The 21,112-nt window shown below is 74.0% G+C and carries 16 protein-coding genes; 4 read left to right on the forward strand and 12 right to left on the reverse strand.

Annotated features, from left to right (window positions below; translation table 11 throughout):
- Positions 1–45 precede the first annotated feature (45 nt).
- The 3 genes from ACFWW8_RS06060 to ACFWW8_RS06070 all read right to left on the reverse strand — a co-directional run bounded on the left by ACFWW8_RS06060 (position 46) and on the right by ACFWW8_RS06070 (position 4,040).
- Positions 46–699: an HNH endonuclease family protein gene (locus tag ACFWW8_RS06060; protein WP_386524234.1), complete on the reverse strand. Its 654-nt coding sequence runs from the start codon at positions 697–699 to the stop codon at positions 46–48.
- A gap of 997 nt (positions 700–1,696) precedes the next feature.
- Positions 1,697–2,377 carry an HAD-IA family hydrolase gene (locus tag ACFWW8_RS06065; protein WP_386524237.1) on the reverse strand — a complete coding sequence of 227 codons (681 nt, stop codon included), beginning with the start codon at positions 2,375–2,377 and terminating at the stop codon, positions 1,697–1,699.
- Between the two features lie 955 nt (positions 2,378–3,332).
- Positions 3,333–4,040: a peptidoglycan-binding protein gene (locus ACFWW8_RS06070; RefSeq protein ID WP_386524240.1), complete on the reverse strand. Its 708-nt coding sequence runs from the start codon at positions 4,038–4,040 to the stop codon at positions 3,333–3,335.
- A 579-nt stretch (positions 4,041–4,619) separates the two neighbouring features.
- Here ACFWW8_RS06070 and ACFWW8_RS06075 point away from each other — a divergent pair.
- Positions 4,620–6,689, forward strand: coding sequence for an MDR family MFS transporter (locus ACFWW8_RS06075; protein ID WP_386524243.1), 2,070 nt, complete (start codon positions 4,620–4,622; stop codon positions 6,687–6,689).
- 39 nt (positions 6,690–6,728) lie between these two features.
- Here ACFWW8_RS06075 and ACFWW8_RS06080 read toward each other — a convergent pair whose 3' ends face one another.
- Positions 6,729–7,340, reverse strand: coding sequence for a GNAT family N-acetyltransferase (locus tag ACFWW8_RS06080; protein ID WP_386524246.1), 612 nt, complete (start codon positions 7,338–7,340; stop codon positions 6,729–6,731).
- Between the two features lie 105 nt (positions 7,341–7,445).
- On the opposite strand from ACFWW8_RS06080, the gene ACFWW8_RS06085 reads away from it, so the two are divergent.
- Entirely contained in the window at positions 7,446–7,841 is a 396-nt protein-coding gene (locus tag ACFWW8_RS06085; RefSeq protein WP_386524249.1) for a nuclear transport factor 2 family protein, read from the forward strand.
- 115 nt (positions 7,842–7,956) lie between these two features.
- Here the strand turns inward: ACFWW8_RS06085 and ACFWW8_RS06090 are convergent, their stop codons facing one another.
- Positions 7,957–8,295 carry an antibiotic biosynthesis monooxygenase family protein gene (locus ACFWW8_RS06090; protein ID WP_386524252.1) on the reverse strand — a complete coding sequence of 113 codons (339 nt, stop codon included), beginning with the start codon at positions 8,293–8,295 and terminating at the stop codon, positions 7,957–7,959.
- Positions 8,296–8,626: 331 nt separating this feature from the next.
- Here ACFWW8_RS06090 and ACFWW8_RS06095 point away from each other — a divergent pair, with 331 nt between their 5' ends.
- On the forward strand, positions 8,627–10,654 hold the full coding sequence (locus ACFWW8_RS06095) for a bifunctional glycosyltransferase 87/phosphatase PAP2 family protein (RefSeq protein ID WP_386524255.1): 2,028 nt from the start codon (positions 8,627–8,629) through the stop codon (positions 10,652–10,654).
- Between the two features lie 278 nt (positions 10,655–10,932).
- Here ACFWW8_RS06095 and ACFWW8_RS06100 read toward each other — a convergent pair whose 3' ends face one another.
- Complete coding sequence (locus tag ACFWW8_RS06100; protein ID WP_386524257.1) at positions 10,933–12,177, reverse strand: cytochrome P450; 1,245 nt, start codon at positions 12,175–12,177, stop codon at positions 10,933–10,935.
- A 241-nt stretch (positions 12,178–12,418) separates the two neighbouring features.
- Here ACFWW8_RS06100 and ACFWW8_RS06105 point away from each other — a divergent pair, with 241 nt between their 5' ends.
- Entirely contained in the window at positions 12,419–13,588 is a 1,170-nt protein-coding gene (locus ACFWW8_RS06105) for a steroid 3-ketoacyl-CoA thiolase (RefSeq protein WP_383915398.1), read from the forward strand.
- A 283-nt stretch (positions 13,589–13,871) separates the two neighbouring features.
- On the opposite strand, the gene ACFWW8_RS06110 is transcribed toward ACFWW8_RS06105, so the two are convergent.
- The 6 genes from ACFWW8_RS06110 to ACFWW8_RS06135 form a co-directional block, all read right to left on the reverse strand.
- Positions 13,872–14,315, reverse strand: a complete 444-nt coding sequence (locus ACFWW8_RS06110; protein WP_386524260.1) for a transglycosylase SLT domain-containing protein — start codon at positions 14,313–14,315, stop codon at positions 13,872–13,874.
- Positions 14,316–14,661: 346 nt separating this feature from the next.
- On the reverse strand, positions 14,662–15,453 hold the full coding sequence (locus ACFWW8_RS06115) for an ECF transporter S component (RefSeq protein ID WP_386524383.1): 792 nt from the start codon (positions 15,451–15,453) through the stop codon (positions 14,662–14,664).
- 110 nt (positions 15,454–15,563) lie between these two features.
- Positions 15,564–17,450 (reverse strand): ABC transporter ATP-binding protein, encoded by a 1,887-nt coding sequence (locus ACFWW8_RS06120; protein WP_386524263.1) that lies wholly within the window; start codon positions 17,448–17,450, stop codon positions 15,564–15,566.
- Entirely contained in the window at positions 17,447–18,529 is a 1,083-nt protein-coding gene (locus tag ACFWW8_RS06125) for an energy-coupling factor transporter transmembrane component T (protein WP_386524385.1), read from the reverse strand. The genes ACFWW8_RS06120 and ACFWW8_RS06125 overlap by 4 nt, the downstream gene beginning before the upstream one ends.
- A 617-nt stretch (positions 18,530–19,146) precedes the next feature.
- Entirely contained in the window at positions 19,147–19,860 is a 714-nt protein-coding gene (locus tag ACFWW8_RS06130) for an SCO2322 family protein (RefSeq protein WP_386524266.1), read from the reverse strand.
- Complete coding sequence (locus ACFWW8_RS06135; RefSeq protein ID WP_386524269.1) at positions 19,860–21,110, reverse strand: prenyltransferase/squalene oxidase repeat-containing protein; 1,251 nt, start codon at positions 21,108–21,110, stop codon at positions 19,860–19,862. Before ACFWW8_RS06135 ends, ACFWW8_RS06130 begins: the two co-directional genes overlap by 1 nt.
- Between the last annotated feature and the right edge of the window lie 2 nt (positions 21,111–21,112).

Consider the following 21,112-nt stretch of genomic DNA (forward strand, 5'->3'; position numbering starts at 1 on the left):
CTGGCGGGGGAAAGATCGGCCGAAGGGACCGGTCCGGGCGGGTGTTCAGCAGCCGCTGAGGACGTTGCCCAGGGCGGTCTTCTCGCCGGAGTCCATGCTCAGGGCGTAGTGCTGCTTCACCTGGACCCACATCCGCGCGTACGTACAGCGGTAGGCGGTGCGCGAGGGCAGCCACTTGCCGGGGTCGAGGTCGCCCTTGGCCTGGTTGACGTTGTCGGTGACCGCTATGAGCTGCGGGCGGGTGAGGTCGTTGGCGAACTGCTGGCGCTTGGAGGTGGTCCAGGCGTTCGCGCCGGAGCGCCAGGCCTCGGCGAGCGGAACCATGTGGTCGATGTCGATGTCGGAGGCCGCGGTCCAGGTGGCGCCGTCGTACTCGGAGTACCAGCTCCCGCTCACCGCGGCGCAGGCGGAGTCCTGGACGACGTTGACCCCGTCCCGCTTGAGGACGGTCTCGCGGGTGTTGCAGCTGCCGGAGACGGTGCTCCAGTGCGGGAAGAGGTCACGGCTGTAGCCGCTGGTGGAGCCCTCGGTCCTGGGCGTGACCGTCGCGAGGTAGGAGCGGGCGGCCGCGGCGCTGATGGGGGTGGGCGGGGCGGCCTGGGCGGCGGGCGCGCTGACGAGGGACGTCAGGGCGGCGAGCGCGGCGGCCGAGGCCAGCACGCCGATGCGACGCGCGTAGACAACGGAGGTGAGTGCCATGAGGGCTCCCTGGATGCGGGGGGTGTGGCCGTGCGGCCCCGGCGGGGCGTGGCCATGCTTGCGGCGCCGGGTTTCGCTTGGGTGGGCGCCAGGTGACAGCCTGACGACATGAGCACGTCACATCAAGGCGTCCAAGCCCCCTCATTTAAACGGAAGTTGACATTTCGCCCCGTGGCCGCCCTCGGGCGCGCCCGGGCCGAGGGGGGCGACGGCGGCGATGAGCCCGGCGCGACGGGTACCGCCAAGACCCCGGCCATGCCGGGTCCGGGTGTACGGAGGTGCAGGGCTCGGCCCCCGGGTCGCGGGGGGCGTCGAGCGTCAGGCCGCGGGAGCTCGCCCGCCGGGGGTCGGCGGGGGAGTGGGGAGTCGCCGAGGCCGGGCGCCGTGGCGCCGTAGCGCTGAGGCCGAGCGCTCGCCGCGCCCGGCCGTACCGCACGGCGACGCCCGGTTCGGCGCGCAGCGAGGTGCTCGGCGCGCTGTCGAGCACGATGTGGCGGGCCTGGAGCTGACGAGGTCCTCGTCCCCGGGGCGCGCGACGGACGTTCCCCGGACCAGTCCAGCTCGTGGCGCTCGCAGGCCCCGCGCCGGATCATCTGCGCGTAAACGTCGGGCAGTTCGTCCCGCAGGGCGTTGTGTGCGGCACCGGGCGGGGCGTGCGCCCGGTTCGCCTGGGGTACGGTCGGCCGCCGCCAGCCGAGGGATGGCCATCGGGGCCAGGCGTCCGTACCCCGTGGCCGGGTGCGCGCGGTCGCGACGGTGTGAGGTCGCGCGACGCGGGGCGCCGGAGGGGCGGGTGTCCGGAGCGGGCATGGGTCGCGGGGCACTGCCGGCCGGGCGTTCCCGGCCGGCGGCCCGTGACCGGCAGAGCCGCCCGGGTCGACCACCCGCCGGGTGCGATCGGCGCAGAACGACGTCAGCCGCCCACCGGGCGGTGGGCGGCTGACGTCTGCTGCGGAAGGGCGGCGCGCTCGTGTGTGCGCTTGTGTGCGGCTCCGGCTTACGCCTCCGACACCGTGACGCGGATCGAACCGTCCGGGGCGGGCGTGACGCGCAGGGCGGTCAGGTCGGGGACGTGGACCGTGGGGGCGTGGGCGACCGCGCGCGGGCCCACGCCGATCACACGCATGCCTGCTGCCCGGCCTGCGGCGATGCCCGCGGCGGAGTCCTCGAAGACGATGCAGTCGGCCGGGTCCACGCCCAGGGCGGCCGCGCCCTTGAGGAAGCCCTCCGGGTGGGGCTTGCTGGACTCGACGGATTCGGCCGTGATCCGTACGGCGGGCATCGGCAGGGCGGCGGCGGTCATCCGCGCCGTGGCCAGGGCCGCGTCGGCGGAGGTGACCAGGGCGTGCGCCAGGCCGTCCAGCGAGGCCATGAACTCGGGGGCGCCTGCGACAGGGACCACGCCGTCGGTGTCGGCGGTCTCGCGGGCCAGCATCACCGCGTTCTCGGCCCGGTTGACCTCCATCGGGCGGTCCGGGAGCAGGACGGCCATGGTGGCGTACCCCTGGCGGCCGTGGACCACCTTGAGTGCTTCCTGCGGGTCAAGGCCGTGGGAGAGCGCCCAGTCGCGCCAGCAGCGTTCGACCACCGCGTCGGAGTTGACGATGGTGCCGTCCATGTCCAGGAGCAGGGCCTTGGCGCTGAGGACGACGGGTGCGGTGGTGGTGCTGGCCGGCATAGACGGGGCTCCAGACGGGCGGGAAAAGAGAACAAGTGGTTCCGCCCACCGGTCAGGGAGTGAGGGCGGAACCACTTTGTTCCTACACGATACAAAACGTGGAGCGGTTCGCGCCACCGAACGGGGTGTGACCCCTGTCCCTTCTCGCGCCTGCATGCGGGGCGGCGCCGCGCCGCGCTGGTGCTACCCCGCAGACGGGCGTGCAGGGGTGTTGAGTCGAGCCGCGTACGCGTCCGTGAGGATGCTGCAGGTGCACCAGTCGCCTGCGCACGGAGTGCCGGCCTCCGCGCCGTAGGGGCCGAGGCCGGCCATGAGGCGGAGTACTTCGGCACGTTCCGGCGCGGTGAGAGTGGGGAGTGTCGCGGGGGACGGCCGCGGCTGCCAGGCGGCCGGATCATCCTCCACGTCACCGATGGCCCGTGCGTCAATGAACACGGTGTAGAGGGGATGCTCGGGAAAGTCGTTGAGTCGCAGGACCCACCAGTGACCTCCTACCCGGGCCGCGTGGCAAAAGACAGCTGTGCCCGTGTCGTTCCACGTGGCTTCCGAGGGCAACGTCGGGAGAGGGACCATGCCTGAAGCTCCGGGGTCGATGCGTCGGGTGCGGACTACTGGGAGGCCGTGCGTGATGGGCAGGGAATGGGGCACGACGGTCGTGGTCGTGCTCGAGACGAACGCCAAGCACACCAAGGCCGGCCGAGCGCCCGCGCCGGCGCGGGCGTTGGACTGCCGCACGCCTCCTGGCCCAACCAGGTCGAGCCGGTCTTCTCCGCCCGGACCCGCCAGGTCGTCCGCCACGGCGACTGCGCCCGCCGCGACGACCTGATCGAGAAGCCCGAGGCCCACGTGATCAGGCACAGCGAGACCGCCAAGCCCTGCCGGTGGACCTGCGAAGGCACGTACGCCGCTCAAGGCAGCCTGATCAACACCCAGCACGAACTTCTGCGGAGCGGCACTAGCCCTCCAGGGCCCGGCGGGTCACGGGGCCGTAGACGCCCCACTCCTCGCCATCGATGCCGTTCTCGAACTGGAACGTCGACACCGCCCGCTCCACCCGCGCGTCGAACCGGCCGTTGATCCTGCCGCGGTACAGGCCCTGGTCCGCCAGCAGCCGCTGCAGCGTCTCCACTTCCGCACCCGAGTCCCCGTACCGCAGGGTCGAGCCCTGCACGGGAGCCGAGGGCTTGGGGCCGGGGGAACCGCTCGCGCTCGGTGACGGGCCCGCGGAGGTCGACGGGGACGCGGACCGTGAGGGGCTCGGCGAGGCGGACGGGGACGCCGACCGGGAGGCGCTCGGCGACGGGGAGCGCGAGGCCGAGGGCGACGGGCCGGACGCCGAGGCGGACGCAGTCCGGGAGGAGTCGGGCGGGGCGACGCTGACCGCGGGCGCGGACGGTTTGGCGTCGAGGAGTGTCACCTCGTCGCCCGGGGAGTCGGGCATCGTCCACAGCGCCATGGCCGTGCCGCCGACGGCGACCACGGCGGCGGCACCGAGCAGGAGCGGCAGCAGCCGCCGGGGAGCGGAGGCGGAGCGCTTCTCCGGGCCCCCGCCCCCGCCCCCCGCCCCGGATTCGTACGTGTACCCGAGCCCCCCGCCGGACGCCCCGGTCCGCGGGGCACCGGGCGTGGGAGGGCCGCCCTCCGGGACGGCCTGCAGCCGCACCGTGTCGGCCGCCCCCGGCGCCGACCCGTGGGCCGCCCCCCGCCCCGCGTCCGAGCCCGCCCCGGCCGCGGCTGCCCGGGCAGCAGGACCCGGTCCAGCGCCAGGCCACGGCCCGGAGCCCGCGCCCGGCCCGGAGCCCGCGCCCGGCCCGGAGTCCGGGACCGTCGGCCACGTAGGGTGCTGCGGCGGCACGGGGGTGCCGTACGCCGGGGTGTCGTTCGGTGACGACGGGACCACCCCGCGCGGTCCCGGCGGTCCCGGCGGTCCCGGTGGCTGTGGCGCCGGCGCCGCCCCGCGCGGTACGGACGTCGGCGGCCGCTCCGGGGAGTCCGGTACACCGGGGTCGGACAACGTCACGTACGGACGGATGCGCATGGGGTCGAAACCCGCACTCGGCGCACACCCGCACCCGGCGCCGGACGCGCCGCAATCCGGACAGTGTTTACCGCTCACTGGAATCCTCCCTGGCCATTGCCTGCGATTATGCAGACCCGTCAAGGCCCTCCCAACCCGCCCGAGAGGCCATAACCGGACACACCGCTCAGGATGGAGATGTTGATCCGGCCTGAGGAGGAATCGATGGCGCAGGATGTGACCAAGGAGGCCGCGGACTCCGCTTCCGGCCCGCAGAAGTCCGGCCCCGCCGCCGAGCACGCCTCCCGCGAGGTGCTCGTCTCGATCGGAGCGCTGCTGCTGGGCCTGCTGATCGCCGCGCTCGACCAGACCATCGTCTCCACCGCCCTGCCGACCATCGTCAGCGACCTCGGCGGCATGGCCCACCTGTCGTGGGTCGTCACCGCCTACATGCTCGCCGCCACCGCGGCCACCCCGCTGTGGGGGAAGCTCGGCGACCAGTACGGCCGCAAGAAGCTCTTCCAGTACGCCATCGTCCTCTTCCTGATCGGGTCGGCCCTGTGCGGCATCGCGCAGAACATGCCCCAGCTCATCGGGTTCCGCGCCCTGCAGGGCCTGGGCGGCGGAGGGCTGATGGTGCTGTCGATGGCGATCGTCGGCGACATCGTCCCGCCCCGTGAACGAGGCAAGTACCAGGGCCTCTTCGGCGGTGTCTTCGGTGCGACCAGCGTGCTGGGCCCGCTGTTGGGCGGCCTCTTCGTGGACCACCTGTCCTGGCGCTGGGTCTTCTACATCAACCTCCCCATCGGTATCGTCGCGCTCGTCGTCATTGCCGCATCCCTGCACATTCCGGTCCGCTCCTCGAAGCACACCATCGACTACCTCGGCACCTTCCTCATCGCCTGCGTCGCCACCTGCCTGGTGCTCGTCGCCTCCCTCGGCGGCACCTGGGGCTGGGGCTCCGTCCGGATCGTCGGTCTCGCCGTCCTCGGAGCCGTCCTCCTCCTCTTCTTCGTCTTCGTGGAGCGCAAGGCAGCCGAACCCGTCCTGCCGCTCGGCCTGTTCCGCGTCCGCACCTTCACGCTCTGCTCGGTGATCAGCTTCGTCATCGGCTTCGCGATGTTCGGCGCGATGGTCTACCTGCCGACCTTCCTCCAGGTCGTCCAGGGCGTGTCACCGACCATGTCCGGAGTCCACATGCTGCCGATGGTGATCGGCATGCTGATCTCCTCGACCGCGTCCGGCCAGGTCGTCAGCCGCACCGGCCGGTGGAAGGTCTTCCCGATCGCCGGAACCGCCGTCACCGCCGTCGGACTGCTCCTCCTGCACCAGCTGCACCGCACCACCTCCACCTGGGAGATGAGCGTCTACTTCTTCGTCTTCGGCGCGGGACTCGGCCTGGTCATGCAGGTGCTCGTCCTGGTGGTGCAGAACGCCGTCAGTTACGCCGACCTCGGCGTCGCCACCTCCGGTGCCACCTTCTTCCGCTCCATCGGCGCCTCGTTCGGCGTCGCGATCTTCGGCACGGTCTTCACCAACCGGCTGGACGACGAACTCGCCACCGCGTTCGTGGGCGTCACGCTGCCGCCCGGCGTCGGGCCGGCCCAGCTGGAGGCCGACCCCCGTTCCGTCGCCGAGCTCCCCGCCGCCCTGCAGACGCGTGTGCTCGACGCCTACTCCACCGCCATCACCGACGTCTTCCTCTACGCGGTGCCGATCGTCCTCATCGCCTTCGTCGTCGCCTGGTTCCTCAAGGAGGACACCCTCCGCGGCTCGGTCACCGCACCCGACGTGACGGAGACCCTCGCCTCCAACCCGGTCCACCGCTCGTCCCGCGACGAGGTCGCCCGCGCGCTCTCGGTGCTCGGCACCCGCGAGGGCCGACGGCACGTGTACGAGAAGATCACCGAGAAGGCCGGCTACGACCTGCTGCCCGCCGCGAGCTGGCTGCTGCTGCGGATCAACAAGTACGGCTTCGCGGACCCCGCCGAGCTCGCCGAACGCACGAACGTGCCGCTGAAGGTCATCACGGACGCCGCCCGTCAGGTCGAGGGCCGCGGCCTCGCCGTACGGGACGGGCTGCCGCTGGTCCTGACCGACGCGGGACGCGCGAGCGCGGCCCGGCTCTCCGCCGCCCGGGAGGACTCCCTCGCCGAACTCCTCGGCGACTGGTGGGGTCCGGACCGCCCGACCGACCTGATCGCACTGGTCCGGGAGATCAACAGGGAGCTCTGTGGTTCCGACGCCGAGGAGCCCTACGACGCCGCCCCGCGGCGCGACCACGCCGCGCCCTAGCCCTCCGCCCGGCGTGACGCGGCCCGGCCCGCCCCGCCGTCAGACCGACGGTGCCGGCCGCAGGGTCTTTTCGAACCAGTGCTCCGCGTACGGGCCGGAGCTGTACGGCGGTATCTCCGCGTACCCGTGCCGCGCGTACAGCGCCCGGGCTTCCACGAGGTCGGACCGGGTGTCCAGCCGGACGCGCTCGACGCCCATCTCGCGGGCCTCCTCCTCCAAGGCGGCGAGCAGGGCCGCGCCGCCTCCGGTACCGCGGGCGCGGGGGTCGACGTACACCTTGGTGAGCTCGGCGGTGGCGGGGTCGAGCCGGCGTATCCCGCCGCACGCCAAGGGCTCGCCGTCCCACCGGCCGACGACGAACCGGCCCGTCGGCGGTACCAGCGCGTCGTCCGGGAAGTCCACGAGTCCCTCGTCGACCTCCGTGTCGGTGACCGGCCGGTTCCAGTACCGGCCGGCGACCTCCGCGTAGTACGCGCGCCGCAGCAGGACGGCGTCCGGGGTGGTGACGTGCTCGGGCGCCACGGTCCACGCACCGGACCGGGACAGGCCAAGGCCCCCGCCGTCCGTGATCGTGCCGACCGCACCGCCCGGGCCCGTGGTGGGCGGGACGGCCCTCGCGCTCTGCTCGCGCTGTTCGCTGTATGTGTTCATGGGGTCATTGTGGAGTTCGCGCCGAAACTCCCGCGTGGAATATCCACAGCCCCGGGCCGATGATAGGAAAAAGACCATCCGTGCACGTGGAGGGTGTGAACCGTCATGTCGGAGCATCCGGACTGTGCCCTGATCCGCCGCGGTTACGAGGCGTTCGGCAAGGGCGACATGGAGACGCTGAGCACGCTGATGACGGCCGACGTCATCCACCACGTGCCCGGCAGCAGCCCGCTGTCCGGGCACCACAAGGGGCGGGAAGCCGTCCTCGACCTCTACCGCCGGCTCGGGCAGGAGACGAACGGCACGCTCCGCCTCCACCTGGAAACGGTCCTCGCCGACGGCCGCGGCCACGTGATGACGTTCCACACGTCCCGCGCGGACCGGGGGGACCGGGGCATCGAGATCCGCGGCGGCCTCTTCTTCACCGTCATCGGCCACAAGATCACCGACATCGACGAGTGCACCGAGGACATCGACGAGATGGATGCCTTCTGGAGCTAGCCGTCCAGGCCCGGGCGGGAAGAACCGGCCCCGCCCCGGTCCCCGCCCCGCCCCCGCCCCGGCCGCGCCCCGCCCCGGCCGCGCCCGGCCCGCCCCGGACCCGGCGCGTGCCCGGTCAGGCCTTCTTCGGCGCCGCCTGCTGCACGACCTCGAACGACCACACCGACGAACCCGAGGCCGCCGGCTTCGGACGCTCGCCGCCGCCCTCACCGCCGCCCCCGCCCTGGTGAGCGGCCTTCATCGGCCCCTCCATCCACGCCTGGAAGTCCTCCTCCGAACGCCACCGCGTGTAGACGAGGTACTGGTCGGTGCCCTCCACCGGGCGCAGCAGTTCGAACCACTCGAAGCCGTCCGAGTTCTCCACGGTGCCCGCCCGGGAGGCGAAGCGCTTCTCCAGCACCTCGCGCTGCTCGGCCGGGACGGTGAGCGCGTTGATCTTTACCACGCTGGGCACATGACACCTCTCAGGTAACGCGGGCCGGGTCTCGAACCCGGCCTCGACGACGTGCCTGCAGTCTCCTACACCGGTCCGTCACGGCGTCGTGACGGCACGTTCCCGCAGTCCGGAAGAGTCGCCCGCGCGCCTCCGCGCGCATCGCCGCGGGCCCGCGGCGATCCGTTGATCTTCCGGTTGTTCGAGCGGGCCGTCCGGGGCATCGCGCGGAGGATATCGTCGTCCCGGTAATCACACGCGGTATGAAGTGCGGCAGCCAGGCGAAGTCGGGGTTGCGGTCAACAGGGCGGGAGGCCGGCGAGGCGTGGCGAACGCGGCGGAGCACAGTGGTGTGAACGGACATGCCGGGGACATAAGCGGTGGCGGCGGGCTCGGGGCGGCCCGCCTCCTGCTGTGGGCGCTGGCGGGCGCGCTCGCCGTCAGACAGGCCGCCGCGGTACTGCGCGTGCCGCCCGGAGACTGGCTGAGCGGGTTCCACCTCCCCGGCAGCCTGCCCGGCTCCCTCTACGAGGCCGGTGCAGGCCAGTTCACCGGCACGCCCTTCGCCGGGCTGGTCCTGAAACCGCTGACCGGCTTCGCCGCACCGTCGCTGGAGGTCGCCTGGACCTGCGTCACGCTGCTGTGCGTCGCCGCCATCGGGCTCGTCGCCGCGCGCGGCCTGCCCGACCCGGTGCCGCGGCGCACCGCGCTGCTGGCCGCGCCGGTCCTGACCGCGCTGCTGATGGTCTCGCTGCCCGTCCGCGAGGCCGCCTCGCCCGGCCAGACCGCCGTCCTGCCGGTCCTGCTGGTGCTGCTGGCCGTCTTCCGGGTTCCCGCCGACCGGCCCGCCGGCCTCCTCATCGGGCTCGCCGCCGCCCTCCAGCCCGCGCTGTTGCTCTTCGCCCCGCTGCTGTGGTTCTCCGGGCGCCGGCCCGCCGCGCGCACCGCCGCCGCGGCCTTCGCCGGAGCCACCGCGCTGTCCTGGGCGGCCCTGCCGCGCGACTCGTGGACGTACTGGTCCCAGCACCTCGCCGGGACCGGCCTCGGCGGCGCCCCCGACGGCCTCGCCAACCAGTCCGTGCACGGCGCGCTGCTGCGCCTCGGGCTCACCGGACCCGGCGAGATCGCGCTGTACGCCGTCCTCGCCGCCGCGATCGTGTGGATCGCCCTGCGCCGCGCCGTCCGCTACGCGGGCGACGGACAGCTGTTGCTCGCGGTCGCCGTCACCGGCTGTGCGGCCGTCGCCGTGTCCCCGGTCGGCTGGCGCCACCAGCTGCTGTGGGTGCTGCTCGCCGTCGCCGGGAAGGTCGGCAAGCGCGCGGCGGACCGGCCCGTGTGGCCCGTGGCCGTGGTCCTCGCGCTGACCCTGCCGAGCGACGTGCTGCTGCCGAACCTGGCCGCCCTGGCCCCCGTACGCGACAACGTGCTGCTCCTCGCCGCGCTGGCCGCCGCCTGCGCCGTACCGTTCCTGCCGCGTTCGGCGCCGCACTGGGGCGTCCCCGTACCGACCGCGTACGGACGTCCGGCGGCCGCCCGGTGGGCGTGGGTGCCGCTGCTGCCGTTCTGGCGGCGTGTGCTCTCCCGCCCGAACCTGCTGCTGGAACTCCTGCTGATACGGGTCGGGTACTCGCTGTACTCGCACATCCGCGCCGCGGCCCCCACCAGCCGCTCGCTCGCCGAGGGCAACGCCGACCAGATCCACGGGATCGAGAAGGCGCTCGGCATCGACATCGAGCACGCCGTGAACCACGCCGTGGTGAACACGCCCTGGCTGGAGGCGTTCTTCAACTTCTACTACACCTCGTTCCACTTCGTGGTCCCGCTGGCGATCCTCGGCGTGCTGTACTGGCGCCGGCCCGGCGACTACCGGTGGGCGCGGGCCTCCCTGGGCCTGGCGACCGTGCTCGCGCTCGCCGGGTTCTGGCTGTACCCGCTCGCACCGCCGCGGCTGATGCCCGCACTCGGCTTCATCGACACGGTGCACGGGCCCCAGGACCTGGCCAACCCGTCGTACGGAGCCATGACCGCGATCTCCAACCAGTACGCGGCCATGCCCTCGCTGCACTTCGGGTGGTCGCTGTGGTGCGGCATCGTCATCGTGGTGCTGGCCCCGAAGGGCTGGCAGAAGCTGCTGGGTGCGCTGCACCCGCTGATCACCGTGTGCGCGATCGTCGCCACCGCGAACCACTGGGTGCTGGACGCGGTGGGCGGGGCGGTCGTGGTGGCCGCCGGATTCGGGCTCGTGTACGTGCTGTCCGGGCCGCGCGGAGCCGTCGCCCCGGCGGGGGGCGTGTCCCTGCCGAAGCCGCGCGGGGCGGCCGAGGGGGAGTCCGACGCGGGGGTGGACGCGGGGGTGCCGGTCGCTGCGCGGCGGCGCTGAGGCGGGGGTGTTCCCGGGGGCGCTGCCCCCGGACCCCCGCGCCTCAAACGCCGGCGGGGCTGGATGTGGGGCCGGCCGGGGTGGATGTGGTGCCGGCCGGGGTGGAGGGGGCGCCGGCGGGGGCTGGATGGGGCGTCGGCGGGGGCTGGATGGGGCGCCGGCCGGGGTGGATGTGGTGTCGGCCGGGGTGGATGGGGCGCCGGCGGGGGCTGGATGTGGCGTCGGCGGGGGCTGGATGGGGCGCCGGCGGGGCTGGATGGGGTGCCGGCCTGGGTGGGTCAGCCGCGGGTCACCCGTAGTTCCTTGATGCCGTTCAGCCAGGCCGCGCGCAGGCGGCGCGGGTTCTCGCCGGTCAGGCGGAGGTCCGGGAGGGCGTCGGCCAGGGCGTTGAAGATCAGGTCGATCTCCATGACAGCCAGGGACTTGCCGAGGCAGAAGTGCGGGCCGCCGCCGCCGAAGCCGAGGTGCGGGTTCGGGTCGCGGGTGATGTCGAAGAGCTCCGGGTTCCGGAAGACCTCGGGGTCGTGGTTGGCGGAGGAGTAGAACATCCCCACCCGGTCGCCCGCCTTGATCTTCTGGCCGCCCAGCTCGGTGTCCTGCGTGGCGGTGCGCTGGAAGGAGACCACGGGCGTGGCCCAGCGCACGATCTCCTCCGCGGCCGTCGAGGGGCGCGTGGCCTTGTACAGCTCCCACTGCTCGGGGTGGGTCAGGAAGGCGTGCATGCCGTGGCTGATGGCGTTGCGCGTGGTCTCGTTGCCCGCGACGGCCAGCAGCAGCACGAAGAAGCCGAACTCGTCGGAGCCCAGATTGCCCTGGCCCTCGGCGGCCACGAGCTGCGTGACGATGTCCTTGGCCGGGCACTCCTTGCGGGCGGCGGACAGGTTCATGGCGTAGCCGATGAGTTCCATGGCCGCGTTGGCGCCGACCTCTTCGGTGATCGCGTACTCGGGGTCGTCGTAGGCGATCATCTTGTTCGACCAGTCGAAGATCCGCGAGCGGTCCTCCTGCGGTACGCCGATCAGCTCGGCGATGGCCTGGAGGGGCAGCTCGCACGCCACCTGGGTGACGAAGTCGAAGCTGCCGTCGGCCGAGGCGGCCGCGGCCTCCTCGACGATCTTCCGGGCACGGTCGCGCAGGGCGTTCTCCAGGCCGCGGACGGCCCGAGGGGTGAAACCGCGCTGCACGATCTGGCGCACGCGGGTGTGCTCCGGCGGATCCATGTTCAGCATGATCAGTCGCTGGGCATCAATGGCATCACGCGGGATGTGCTCGTTGAAGCGGATGATCGCCGTGTTGACGGTCGAGGAGTACAGCTCGGGGTGCGTGGACACGTACTTGACGTCCGCGTGTCGCGTCACGACCCAGTAGCCCTCGTCGTCGAAGCCGGTGATCCCCCGCCGCTGCGGGCACCACCACACCGGAGCGGTCTGCCGCAACTGGGCGAACTCCGGAAGCGGGACGCGGCTTTGGAGCAGGTCGGGGTCGGTGGCGTCGAAGCCTTCGGGCAGCGCGGGGCAGGACATCGGGCGACTCCAAAGTCTGACGGCCCATCAGATGTTGGCTCGAAGGTAGTAACGAGTTCCAGAAGTGACAAGGGTCGGCGCGCCAACTGGTGCGTGTGGAATCCGTGCAGGCCGCGTGCAAGACCCTTGCGTGGCGGGGCCCGTAGTCATAAGACTGCGGAGAGAACTAGAACGCGTACTAGTTCGGGCGGGGCGCCGGGACGGCCCGCCGCGCTGGCGCTGTGCAGGAGAGGACGAGCTCATGGCCGCGGAACCCGTCATCGTCGAAGCCGTACGCACCCCCATCGGCAAGCGCGGGGGTGCGCTCGCCAACCTCCATCCCGCCTACCTGCTCGGCGAGACCTACCGCGAACTGCTGGCACGGACCGGCATCCAGCCCGACTGCGTCGAGCAGATCGTCGGCGGCACCGTCACCCACGCCGGCGAGCAGTCGATGAACCCCGCCCGCAACGCCTGGCTCGCCATGGGACTCCCGTACGAGACCGCCGCGACCACGGTGGACTGTCAGTGCGGCAGCTCCCAGCAGGCCAACCACATGGTCGCCAACATGATCTCGGGCGGCGTCATGGACATCGGCATCGCCTGCGGCGTCGAGGCCATGAGCCGGGTGCCGCTGGGCTCGGGGTCCAAGCACGGCCCGGGCAAGCCCTTTCCGGACGAGTGGAACGTCGACCTCCCGAACCAGTTCGAGGCCGCCGAGCGCATCGCCCGCCACCGCGGCCTGAGCCGCGAGGACGTCGACCGGCTGGGGGTGCTCTCCCAGGAGCGGGCGGCGGCCGCCTGGGCCGAGGAGCGCTTCAAGCGCGAGACGTTCGCCGTGCAGGTGCCGACGACCGAGGAGGAGCAGGCCGCCGGGCAGGGCATGTGGCGGCTGGTCGACCGGGACGAGGGGCTGAGGGACACCAGCATGGAGGCGCTGGCCCGGCTCAAGCCGGTCATGCCGACCGCCGTGCACACCGCCGGGAACTCCTCGCAGATATCCGACGGGGCCGCCGCCGTGATGTGGGCCTCGCGCAAGATGGCCCGCGCCCTCAAGCTGCGGCCGCGCGCGCGGATCGTGGCGCAGGCGCTCGTCGGTTCCGACCCCCACTTCCACCTCGACGGGCCGATCGACGCGACGCGCGCGGTGCTCGGCAAGGCCGGGATGTCGCTGAAGGACATCGACCTGGTGGAGATCAACGAGGCCTTCGCCTCGGTGGTCCTCAGCTGGGCCCAGGTCTTCGACCAGGACCTGGAGAAGGTCAACGTCAACGGAGGCGGCATCGCGCTCGGACACCCCGTCGGTGCCACCGGCGCGCGGCTGATCACGACGGCGCTGCACGAGCTGGAGCGCCGCGACAAGGAGTTCGCGCTGATCACCATGTGCGCGGGAGGCGCGCTGGCGACCGGCACGATCATTCAGCGCCTGTGACCCCGGCAGGCGCGCACTGAACCCATTGGGATGGGAAGACGAAGGCCCCGGTGGCCGGACCTGGGGAGGTCGGCCGTCGGGGCCTTCGCATGCGTGCTGCTCGTGCTGCCGGCGTTGCTCGTGTCGCCGGCGCTGCCTGCACTGTTCTTGCTCGTGCTGTGCGTACTGCTGGTTCTGCGGCGTTCACGCCTGCTTCTACCGCTGGTGCGGGAGCAGGGACGGGTGGTGCTGGTGACGCTGTTCCGGTGTCTGCTGCCACGGGGATGCCGAGCCGGGGTTCGGCTTAGTACCAGTGGTGGGACTGCCAGAAGTTCCAGGCGCCGACGGGGCTGCCGTAGCGGGAGTTCATGTAGTCCAGGCCCCACTTGATCTGGGTGGCCGGGTTGGTCTTCCAGTCGGAGCCCGCGGAGGACATCTTCGAGGCCGGCAGGGCCTGGACGAGGCCGTAGGCGCCCGAGGAGGAGTTCGTGGCGGTGTGGTTCCAGCCGCTCTCGCGGGCCACGATGTTGTTGAACGCCGCGAACTGGGCGGGGTCCTTGATCATCTGCTGCGCGATCGCCTTGGCGTTCATCGGGGCGGCCTGCGCGGGAACCGTGGCGAGCATCGAACCGGCGACGCCCAGGGCGAGGACGGAGCCCACGAGGGCCTTCTTGGAAGCGGCGATGCGGCGGATGACGGTGTGGGACACGGAAAGCCTTTCACAGGGGACAGGGTCTGCCGCATGCATGCCGGAGACATGCGTGAGCCACTCACGCGGTGGAGAGGGGTTCGTCGGCGGCGGGTGAACCACCCGGACCGCCTTGCGACTCATCCAGTTCTACAGACGCCCCGACCCCCTGGCAACGACCGCACTTACTAACGGACCTCGCAGTCGACGAGGATCGGCCCCCCTGTGCCCTGATCATCGTTCGTGCAGGTAGGGGGCGGTTCGGAGGGGGCGTTGAGGGACCATCGAGGTGTACTATCCCGGCTCGTATGTGACGTGGGTCCTGTGGGGCGGGTCACCGGCGAGGGCCCCGAATGTCACGCTACGCGACCATGCGTACCCCTTTCGGGGGGTGGTCGAAAACGGACTAAACCCCCGAATCGAAGGAAATCGGCGCATCGAACGCTGCTTTGCGGGTCGCCCGCCGCAGCGCCTTCAGGAGCGTGGCCCCCAGCGTCAGCGTCAGTACGACGGTCAGCACGGCCCGGCCCAGGTCCCAGCCCAGCGAGGTCGCCAGGCAGTACGCGACGAAGCGCGCCAGGTTCGCCCCCACCGGGTCCCCGGGGTGGAAGGAAATGCCCTGGCCCATGCCTTGCAGGATCACCCAGCCCTGCAGGTTCATGATCGTGCCGTACGCGAACGCGCCCACGCAGCCGTACGCCGCCAGCATCAGCAGCTCCGCCCGCCCCCGGATGCGCTCGGGGCCCGGCAGCAGCCCCGCGCCCAGCGAGAACCAGCCCAGCGCCAGCATCTGGAACGGCATCCACGGACCCACCCCGCCGGTCAGCAGCGCGGACGCGAACATGGTCACCGAGCCGAGGACGAACCCGAAGCCCGGACCGAGGACACGGCCGCTGAGGACCATCAGGAAGAACATGGGCTCCAGCCCGGCGGTCCCCGCGCCGAGCGGTCTCAGCGCCGCCCCGACGGCCGCGAGGACGCCGAGCATGGCCACCGCCTTGGCGTCCATGCCGTTGTCCGCGATGGTCGCGACGACCACGGCGACCAGCAGGGGCAGCAGCGCGGCGAAGAGCCACGGGGCGTCCTGCGCATGGGCGAGGCCGGACTGCCGGTCGGCGAGGAGCGGCCAGCCGAAGGCCGCGACGCCGATGAGGGTGACCAGGACGAGGGCGGCCGCGGCCCGCGGGCCGATCCGCACCGGGCGGCTCGCGGTACGGCCGGGTACGCGGTCGGCGGTAAGGCTCGCGGGGCGGCGCGGGGCGGGGCCGGCGGTGCGGCTCCAGAGGTGGCGGCTCCAGGGGTGGCGGCTCACGGGGCCTCCGCCGGGTCGAGGGGGTCGCGGGCGGGGGAGCCGTCGGCGGCGAGCGCCCGGGCCACCTGGGCCACCGTGAGCCAGTGGCCCGGCGCCAGGATCTTGGCCACCTGGGGGGCGAAGGCGGGGGAGGACACGACGACCTCGGCGGTCGGCCCGTCGGCGACGATCTCGCCGCCGGCCAGGATGACCACGCGGTCCACCAGCTCGGCGGCGAGCTCCACGTCGTGCGTGGCCAGGACGATGGCGTGGCCCTGCGCCGCCAGAGCCCGCAGGATCTCGATCAGGCGGGCCTTGGCGGCGTAGTCCAGACCGCGGGTGGGCTCGTCCAGGAGCAGCAGCGCGGGGCGGCCGGTCAGCACCAGGGCCAGGGCGAGGGCCAGGCGCTGGCCCTCGGACAGGTCCCGGGGGTGCGTGTCGTCGGCGACGTCCGGGAGCAGGGCGGTGACGAGGTCCCGGCAGGTGCCGGGGGCCGCGCCGGCGTCGGAGTCCGCGGCGGCGCACTCGCCCGCGACGGTATCGGCGTACAGGAGGTCACGGGGCTCCTGCGGTACGAGGCCCACGCGCCGGACCATCTCCGGCGGCGGGGTGCGGTGGGGGGTGCGGCCGCCGACGGTCACGGAACCGGAGGCGGGGGCGAGGGTGCCGACCAGGGCGGACAGGAGGGTGGACTTGCCGGCGCCGTTGCGGCCCATGAGGGCGATGACCTCGCCGGGGGCCACGGTGAGGTCGATGCCGTGCAGGACCTCCGTGCGGCCGCGGCGGACGGTGAGGTTCCTGGCTTCGGCCGGCGCCGTGGCGTTCCCCGCGCCGTGCCCCGGGCCGGGGGCTTCGGCGGGGGGCCCGTTCCGCCGGAGCAGGCGCGCGAGCAGCCCGGGGGCTCCGCTGACGGGGGCTCCGCCCCCGGACCCCCGCGCCTCGAACGCCGGCGGGGCTGGATGGGTCGGCTGCGGTGCGTCGGGAGGGGTGGAGCGGGTGGGGGCCGGGTGGGGCGTGCGGCCGGGCGGGTTCGGCGGGGTCGGACGGTCCGCCGGGGGCGGGGGTGTCGCCGGGGACGGGGGCGGGGTGGGGGACAGGCGGGCGCGGAGGGGGGTGGCCCGGCGGCGGGCGTCGCGGACGGACAGGGGGAGCGGGGACCACCCCGCCAGGCGGCCCAGGGAGACCACCGGCGGGTGGACGGGCGAGACGGCCATGATCCCGGCCGGGGTGCCGAGGACGGGGGCCGCCCCCGGGGCGGGCAGGAGCAGCACCCGGTCGGCGTACTGCACCACCCGCTCCAGCCGGTGCTCCGCCATCAGGACGGTGGTGCCGAGGTCGTGCACCAGCCGCTGGAGCACGGCCAGGACCTCCTCCGCCGCCGCCGGGTCCAGCGCGGACGTCGGCTCGTCCAGCACCAGGACCTTCGGGTGCGGGGTCAGCACCGAGCCGATCGCCACCCGCTGCTGCTGGCCGCCCGAGAGGGTGGCGATGGGCCGGTCGCGCAGCTCGTTCAGGCCGAGGAGGTCCAGGGTCTCCTCCACCCGGCGCCGCATCACCGCGGGAGCCAGGCCCAGGGACTCCATCCCGTACGCGAGCTCGTCCTCCACCACGTCCGTCACGAAGTGCGCGAGGGGGTCCTGACCCACCGTGCCGACCACGTCCGCCAGTTCGCGCGGCTTGTGCGTGCGCGTGTCGCGGCCCGCGACCGTCACGCGCCCGCTCAGCCGCCCCCCGGTGAAGTGCGGGACGAGCCCGGAGACCGTCCCCAGCAGGGTGGACTTGCCGACGCCCGACGGCCCCACGAGGAGCGTCAGCTCGCCCTCCGGGACCACCAGGTCGACGCCCCTCAGGGAGGGGGCGTCCGTCCCCTCGTAGGTGACCGACACCTGCTCGAAGCGGATCACTGCGAAGCCTCCTTGGGCGGTACGGGTGCCACGAAGGCGGGCAGCAGGCCGATCAGGACCGCGGCCGCCGGCCAGAGCGGCAGGCCGGGCGCGACCAGCGGGACCACGCCGGGGTGCAGGCCCTCGGGGTCGAGGGTGCCCGCGCGGACGAGGAGGGCGGCGACGGCCGCTCCCGACCCGGCGACCAGCCAGGCGCGCGCACCCCACCGGTCGGGGCGGTAGCGGGTCCGCACCGACCGGCGCCCGCCGAGCCGCAGGCCCGCGAGGGCCAGGACCAGACCGATGCCGAGTACGGGGAGCCCGTACGCGGCCCCCTGCGCGGCCAGCAGCCCGTACGTGCCGGCGCACATGCCGAGCAGGCCGCCGAGGGTGAGGACGTTGGTGGTGTGCCGGACGGCGGGCGGGACGTCGGCCGTGCGGCCGTAACCGCGGGCGTCCATCGAGGCGGCGGTGGCGACGGAGCGCTCCAGGGCGCCCTCCAGCACCGGCAGGCCGATCTGGAGGACGGCCTTGACCCCGCCGGTGGGGCGGCCGCGCAGCCGGCGGGCGGTCCGCAGCCGGACGACGTCGGCCACCATGTTCGGGGCGAAGGTCATGGCGACGACGACGGCGACCCCGGCCTCGTACAGCGCGGCCGGGAGGGACTTCAGCAGCCGGGCGGGGTTGGCGAGCGCGTTCGCGGCGCCCACGCAGACGAGGAGGGTGGCGAGCTTGGCCCCGTCGTAGAAGGCGAAGACCAGTTGCTCGGCGGTGACCCTGCCGCCGAACCGGATCCCCTGCGCCCAGGCGGGCAGCGGGACCTCGGGGAGCGTGAACAGGGTGTGCGAGCCGGGGATGGGGGAGCCGAGCAGCATGGAGAAGAGGAGGCGCAGGCCGATGACGAACAGGCCGAGCCTGAGGAACGCCCCGTAGGAGCGCGCCCAGGGCGCGGAGGTCCGCCGGGCCGCGACGACGTAGCCGGCCACGCCCACGATCAGGCCGAGGACGAGCGGGTTGGTGGTGCGGGAGGCGGCGGTGGCCAGGCCGAGGGCCCAGAGCCACCACGCACCCGCGTGCAGGGCGTTGCCGCGGGTCGCCAGCGGCGGCTGCCAGGGCCTGCTGCGCTCGTACGGACCCCCCGGCGCGGGATCGGCCGGCTGCCCGGCGCCACCGCGGCGGCCGTACGGAACCCCGCACGCGGGCCCGCCGTCGGACCGACCGGCGCGGGAGCCGGAGCCGGCCACGGTGCGGGGGCGGGGGCCGGCCGGGGCCCCGGACGCCGGGACGGCGGGTCCGTCGGGACCGGCCGGGGCCGCGCCCGGCTCCGACCCGGACGCGGGGCCGCCGCCGGAGCGGGCCCGGCAGACGGCAGCCCGCGCCGCGTCGGCCTGCGCCGCGTCGGTGGCCGCGTACGGCTGCGCCGCGTCGGGTTGCGCCGCGTCGGGTTGCGCCGCGTCGGGTTGCGCCGTGTGGGTCCGCGCCGTGTCGGCCTGCGCCGCGTCGGGGCGCGCCGCGTCGGCCCGTGCCGCGTCGGCCCGCGCCGCGTACGGCTGCGCCGCGTCGGGTTGCGCCGTGTGGGCCCGTGCCGTGTCGGGTCGTGGGGCGTCGGTGTGTGCCGCGTACGGGTGGGCGGTGTCGGTCCGCGCCGTGTCGGGCTGCGGGGGTGCGGTGTCGGCCCCGGGGCCTCGGGGGTGGTCCGGGTGGGGTGCGGGCGGGGTCATCGGTTGCGGCGGCGGGACTGCCAGATGCCGGCCGCCGCCAGGGCCGCCACCGCGGCGATGCCCGCCAGCAGGCCCGCCGAGGGGCCGCCGCCCGCGGACGCCGTGGGGGAGGGCGCCGCGGAGGGGGAGCCGGTGGCCGCCGGTGCGTCCTCCATCGGCTCCCCGCAGCCCTGCTTCGGGTAGCCGGAGATCGCGCAGAGCAGCGCCGCGCCGTTGTAGCGCAGCGGTTTGGCGACCGCGGCCAGTGCCTCGGCCGTGGTCGCGTCCGGCGCCACCTGCGCGCAGGCCGTGCGCGGCGTTTCCCGGGGCGGGGCCTCGCCCGCCGGGGAGTCCGCGGGGACGCCGAAGTCGACGACCAGGGCCACCCGCTTGCGGCCCTCCGCCGGGGCGGTGGCGCCGCACACCGCGGCGAAGTCGGCCGGGGTCCGCGGCTGCGCCGCCTCGTTCCCGGCGTCCTTGCTCACCGCGAAACGGAAGCCCTGCACGGAGCCGTCCGCCGGACGGGCCGTCGAGGGGCCCTGGGTGGCGTACGTCCACCGGCCGTCCGTGCCGCCGGAGCCGCCCGCACCGTCCCAGAAGGACCAGTAGCGGTAGCCCGCCGCCAGCGCCGGTCCGGCGGCCAGCAGCGACAGGACCGTACCGAGGGCCAGGGCGAAGGCCACGACCCGGGCGGCCGGGCCGCGCGGGTGCGGCGGCGGACGGCGGCGCATCAGAGCTGGTTCTTCTTCCGGCGGCCGCTCAGCAGGATGCCGATGCCCATGCCGGCCGCGGCGCCCGCGCCGACGATCCACCAGACGTTGGCGCCGCCCGAGTCACCGTCCTTGCCGCTGTCCACCTTCGTGGCGCCGGTGTCCGCGCCCTGCGGGGCCGGACCGGTCGCGTTCAGCTGGGCGACGAGGTCGGCGCCGCCGAAGGACTTCGGGTCGGTGCCCGTGGCGTGCGCGGCCAGGATGAGCGTGCCGAGGGCCGCCGGGCTGTCCTTCGCCCAGGGGGCCGCGTTGGCCTTGAGCCACTCCAGCGCGCCCGCCGCCGACTGCTCGTGTCCGGCCGCCGCCAGGGCGATCACCGCGTCGACGGTGTTGCCGGTGTCGGCGGTCGGCTGGTCCGCGCCCGGGGTCAGGGCCGTGAGGTGGCCGTCCTTCTTGAGGGCTTCCGCGAGGTAGCCGGCCGCGCCCTGGGCGGCGGCCGCCGGGTCGGCGGAGGCGGCCGGGCAGACCAGCGGGGCCGCCGGGGTGTCCGTGGTCGACTGGGGCACGGCCGCGCCCCTGCCCAGCCCGGCGAGCGTCGCCGCGGCCGTCGCGTCGGGATTGGCGAGGAGCTTGCCGTCGACGGGCTGGTATGCGAACGCGCCCCGGTCGGCGGCCGGTTCGGCGGCGCAGCCGAGCTGGAAGGGGAGCAGGCCCTCGTACGCCGACTTGCCGGCCTTGGAGCGGACCTCGGCCGGCTTCTCGCCGGCCACCGCGAGCGCGCTGATCACCAGGGCGGTGGAGTTGGCCTCGCTCGGGGAGCCCGGGACGTACGCCCAGCCGCCGTCCTCGTTCTGCACCGACTTCAGCCAGCCCACGGTCTTCGCGACCGCGGCGTCCTGGCCGCCCAGGGCCTTCAAGGCCTGCACGGCCGCGGCGGCGGCGTTGGTGTCGTACATCGTCTTGTCGTCGCACGCCGCGGCCGTGTCGGCGCGGAAGGAGGCGTAGGCGCCGTTCGCGCAGCTCTGGCCGAGCAGCCAGTCGACGGCCTGCGGGGCGGGCTTGACGCCCACCGTGTGCTGGGCGAGCAGCGCGAAGGACTGCCGCCACACGCCGTCGTACGTCGGGTCCTTCTTGCCGTACAGGCCGGAGGGGATCACCGGGGGCGCGGACGGGGAGGCGGGCGGCGCGGTGTCGGCGAGGGCTGCGGGGGCGGCACCCACGCAGAGCACGGCGGAGGCGGCGAGCGCGGCGGCGCTGCGGCGGACGATCATGG

The sequence above is a fragment of the Streptomyces sp. NPDC058701 genome (assembly GCF_042715295.1).
Taxonomy (GTDB): Bacteria; Actinomycetota; Actinomycetes; order Streptomycetales; family Streptomycetaceae; genus Streptomyces.

Excerpts from the sequence above, each read along its gene's own strand:
- ACFWW8_RS06060 (WP_386524234.1), bottom strand. The coding sequence starts at position 699 with ATGGCACTCACCTCCGTTGTCTACGCGCGTCGCATCGGCGTGCTGGCC.
- ACFWW8_RS06065 (WP_386524237.1), bottom strand. The coding sequence starts at position 2,377 with ATGCCGGCCAGCACCACCACCGCACCCGTCGTCCTCAGCGCCAAGGCC.
- ACFWW8_RS06075 (WP_386524243.1), top strand. The coding sequence starts at position 4,620 with ATGGCGCAGGATGTGACCAAGGAGGCCGCGGACTCCGCTTCCGGCCCG.
- ACFWW8_RS06080 (WP_386524246.1), bottom strand. The coding sequence starts at position 7,340 with ATGAACACATACAGCGAACAGCGCGAGCAGAGCGCGAGGGCCGTCCCG.
- ACFWW8_RS06085 (WP_386524249.1), top strand. The coding sequence starts at position 7,446 with ATGTCGGAGCATCCGGACTGTGCCCTGATCCGCCGCGGTTACGAGGCG.
- ACFWW8_RS06100 (WP_386524257.1), bottom strand. The coding sequence starts at position 12,177 with ATGTCCTGCCCCGCGCTGCCCGAAGGCTTCGACGCCACCGACCCCGAC.
- ACFWW8_RS06105 (WP_383915398.1), top strand. The coding sequence starts at position 12,419 with ATGGCCGCGGAACCCGTCATCGTCGAAGCCGTACGCACCCCCATCGGC.
- ACFWW8_RS06110 (WP_386524260.1), bottom strand. The coding sequence starts at position 14,315 with ATGCATGCGGCAGACCCTGTCCCCTGTGAAAGGCTTTCCGTGTCCCAC.
- ACFWW8_RS06130 (WP_386524266.1), bottom strand. The coding sequence starts at position 19,860 with ATGCGCCGCCGTCCGCCGCCGCACCCGCGCGGCCCGGCCGCCCGGGTC.
- ACFWW8_RS06135 (WP_386524269.1), bottom strand. The coding sequence starts at position 21,110 with ATGATCGTCCGCCGCAGCGCCGCCGCGCTCGCCGCCTCCGCCGTGCTC.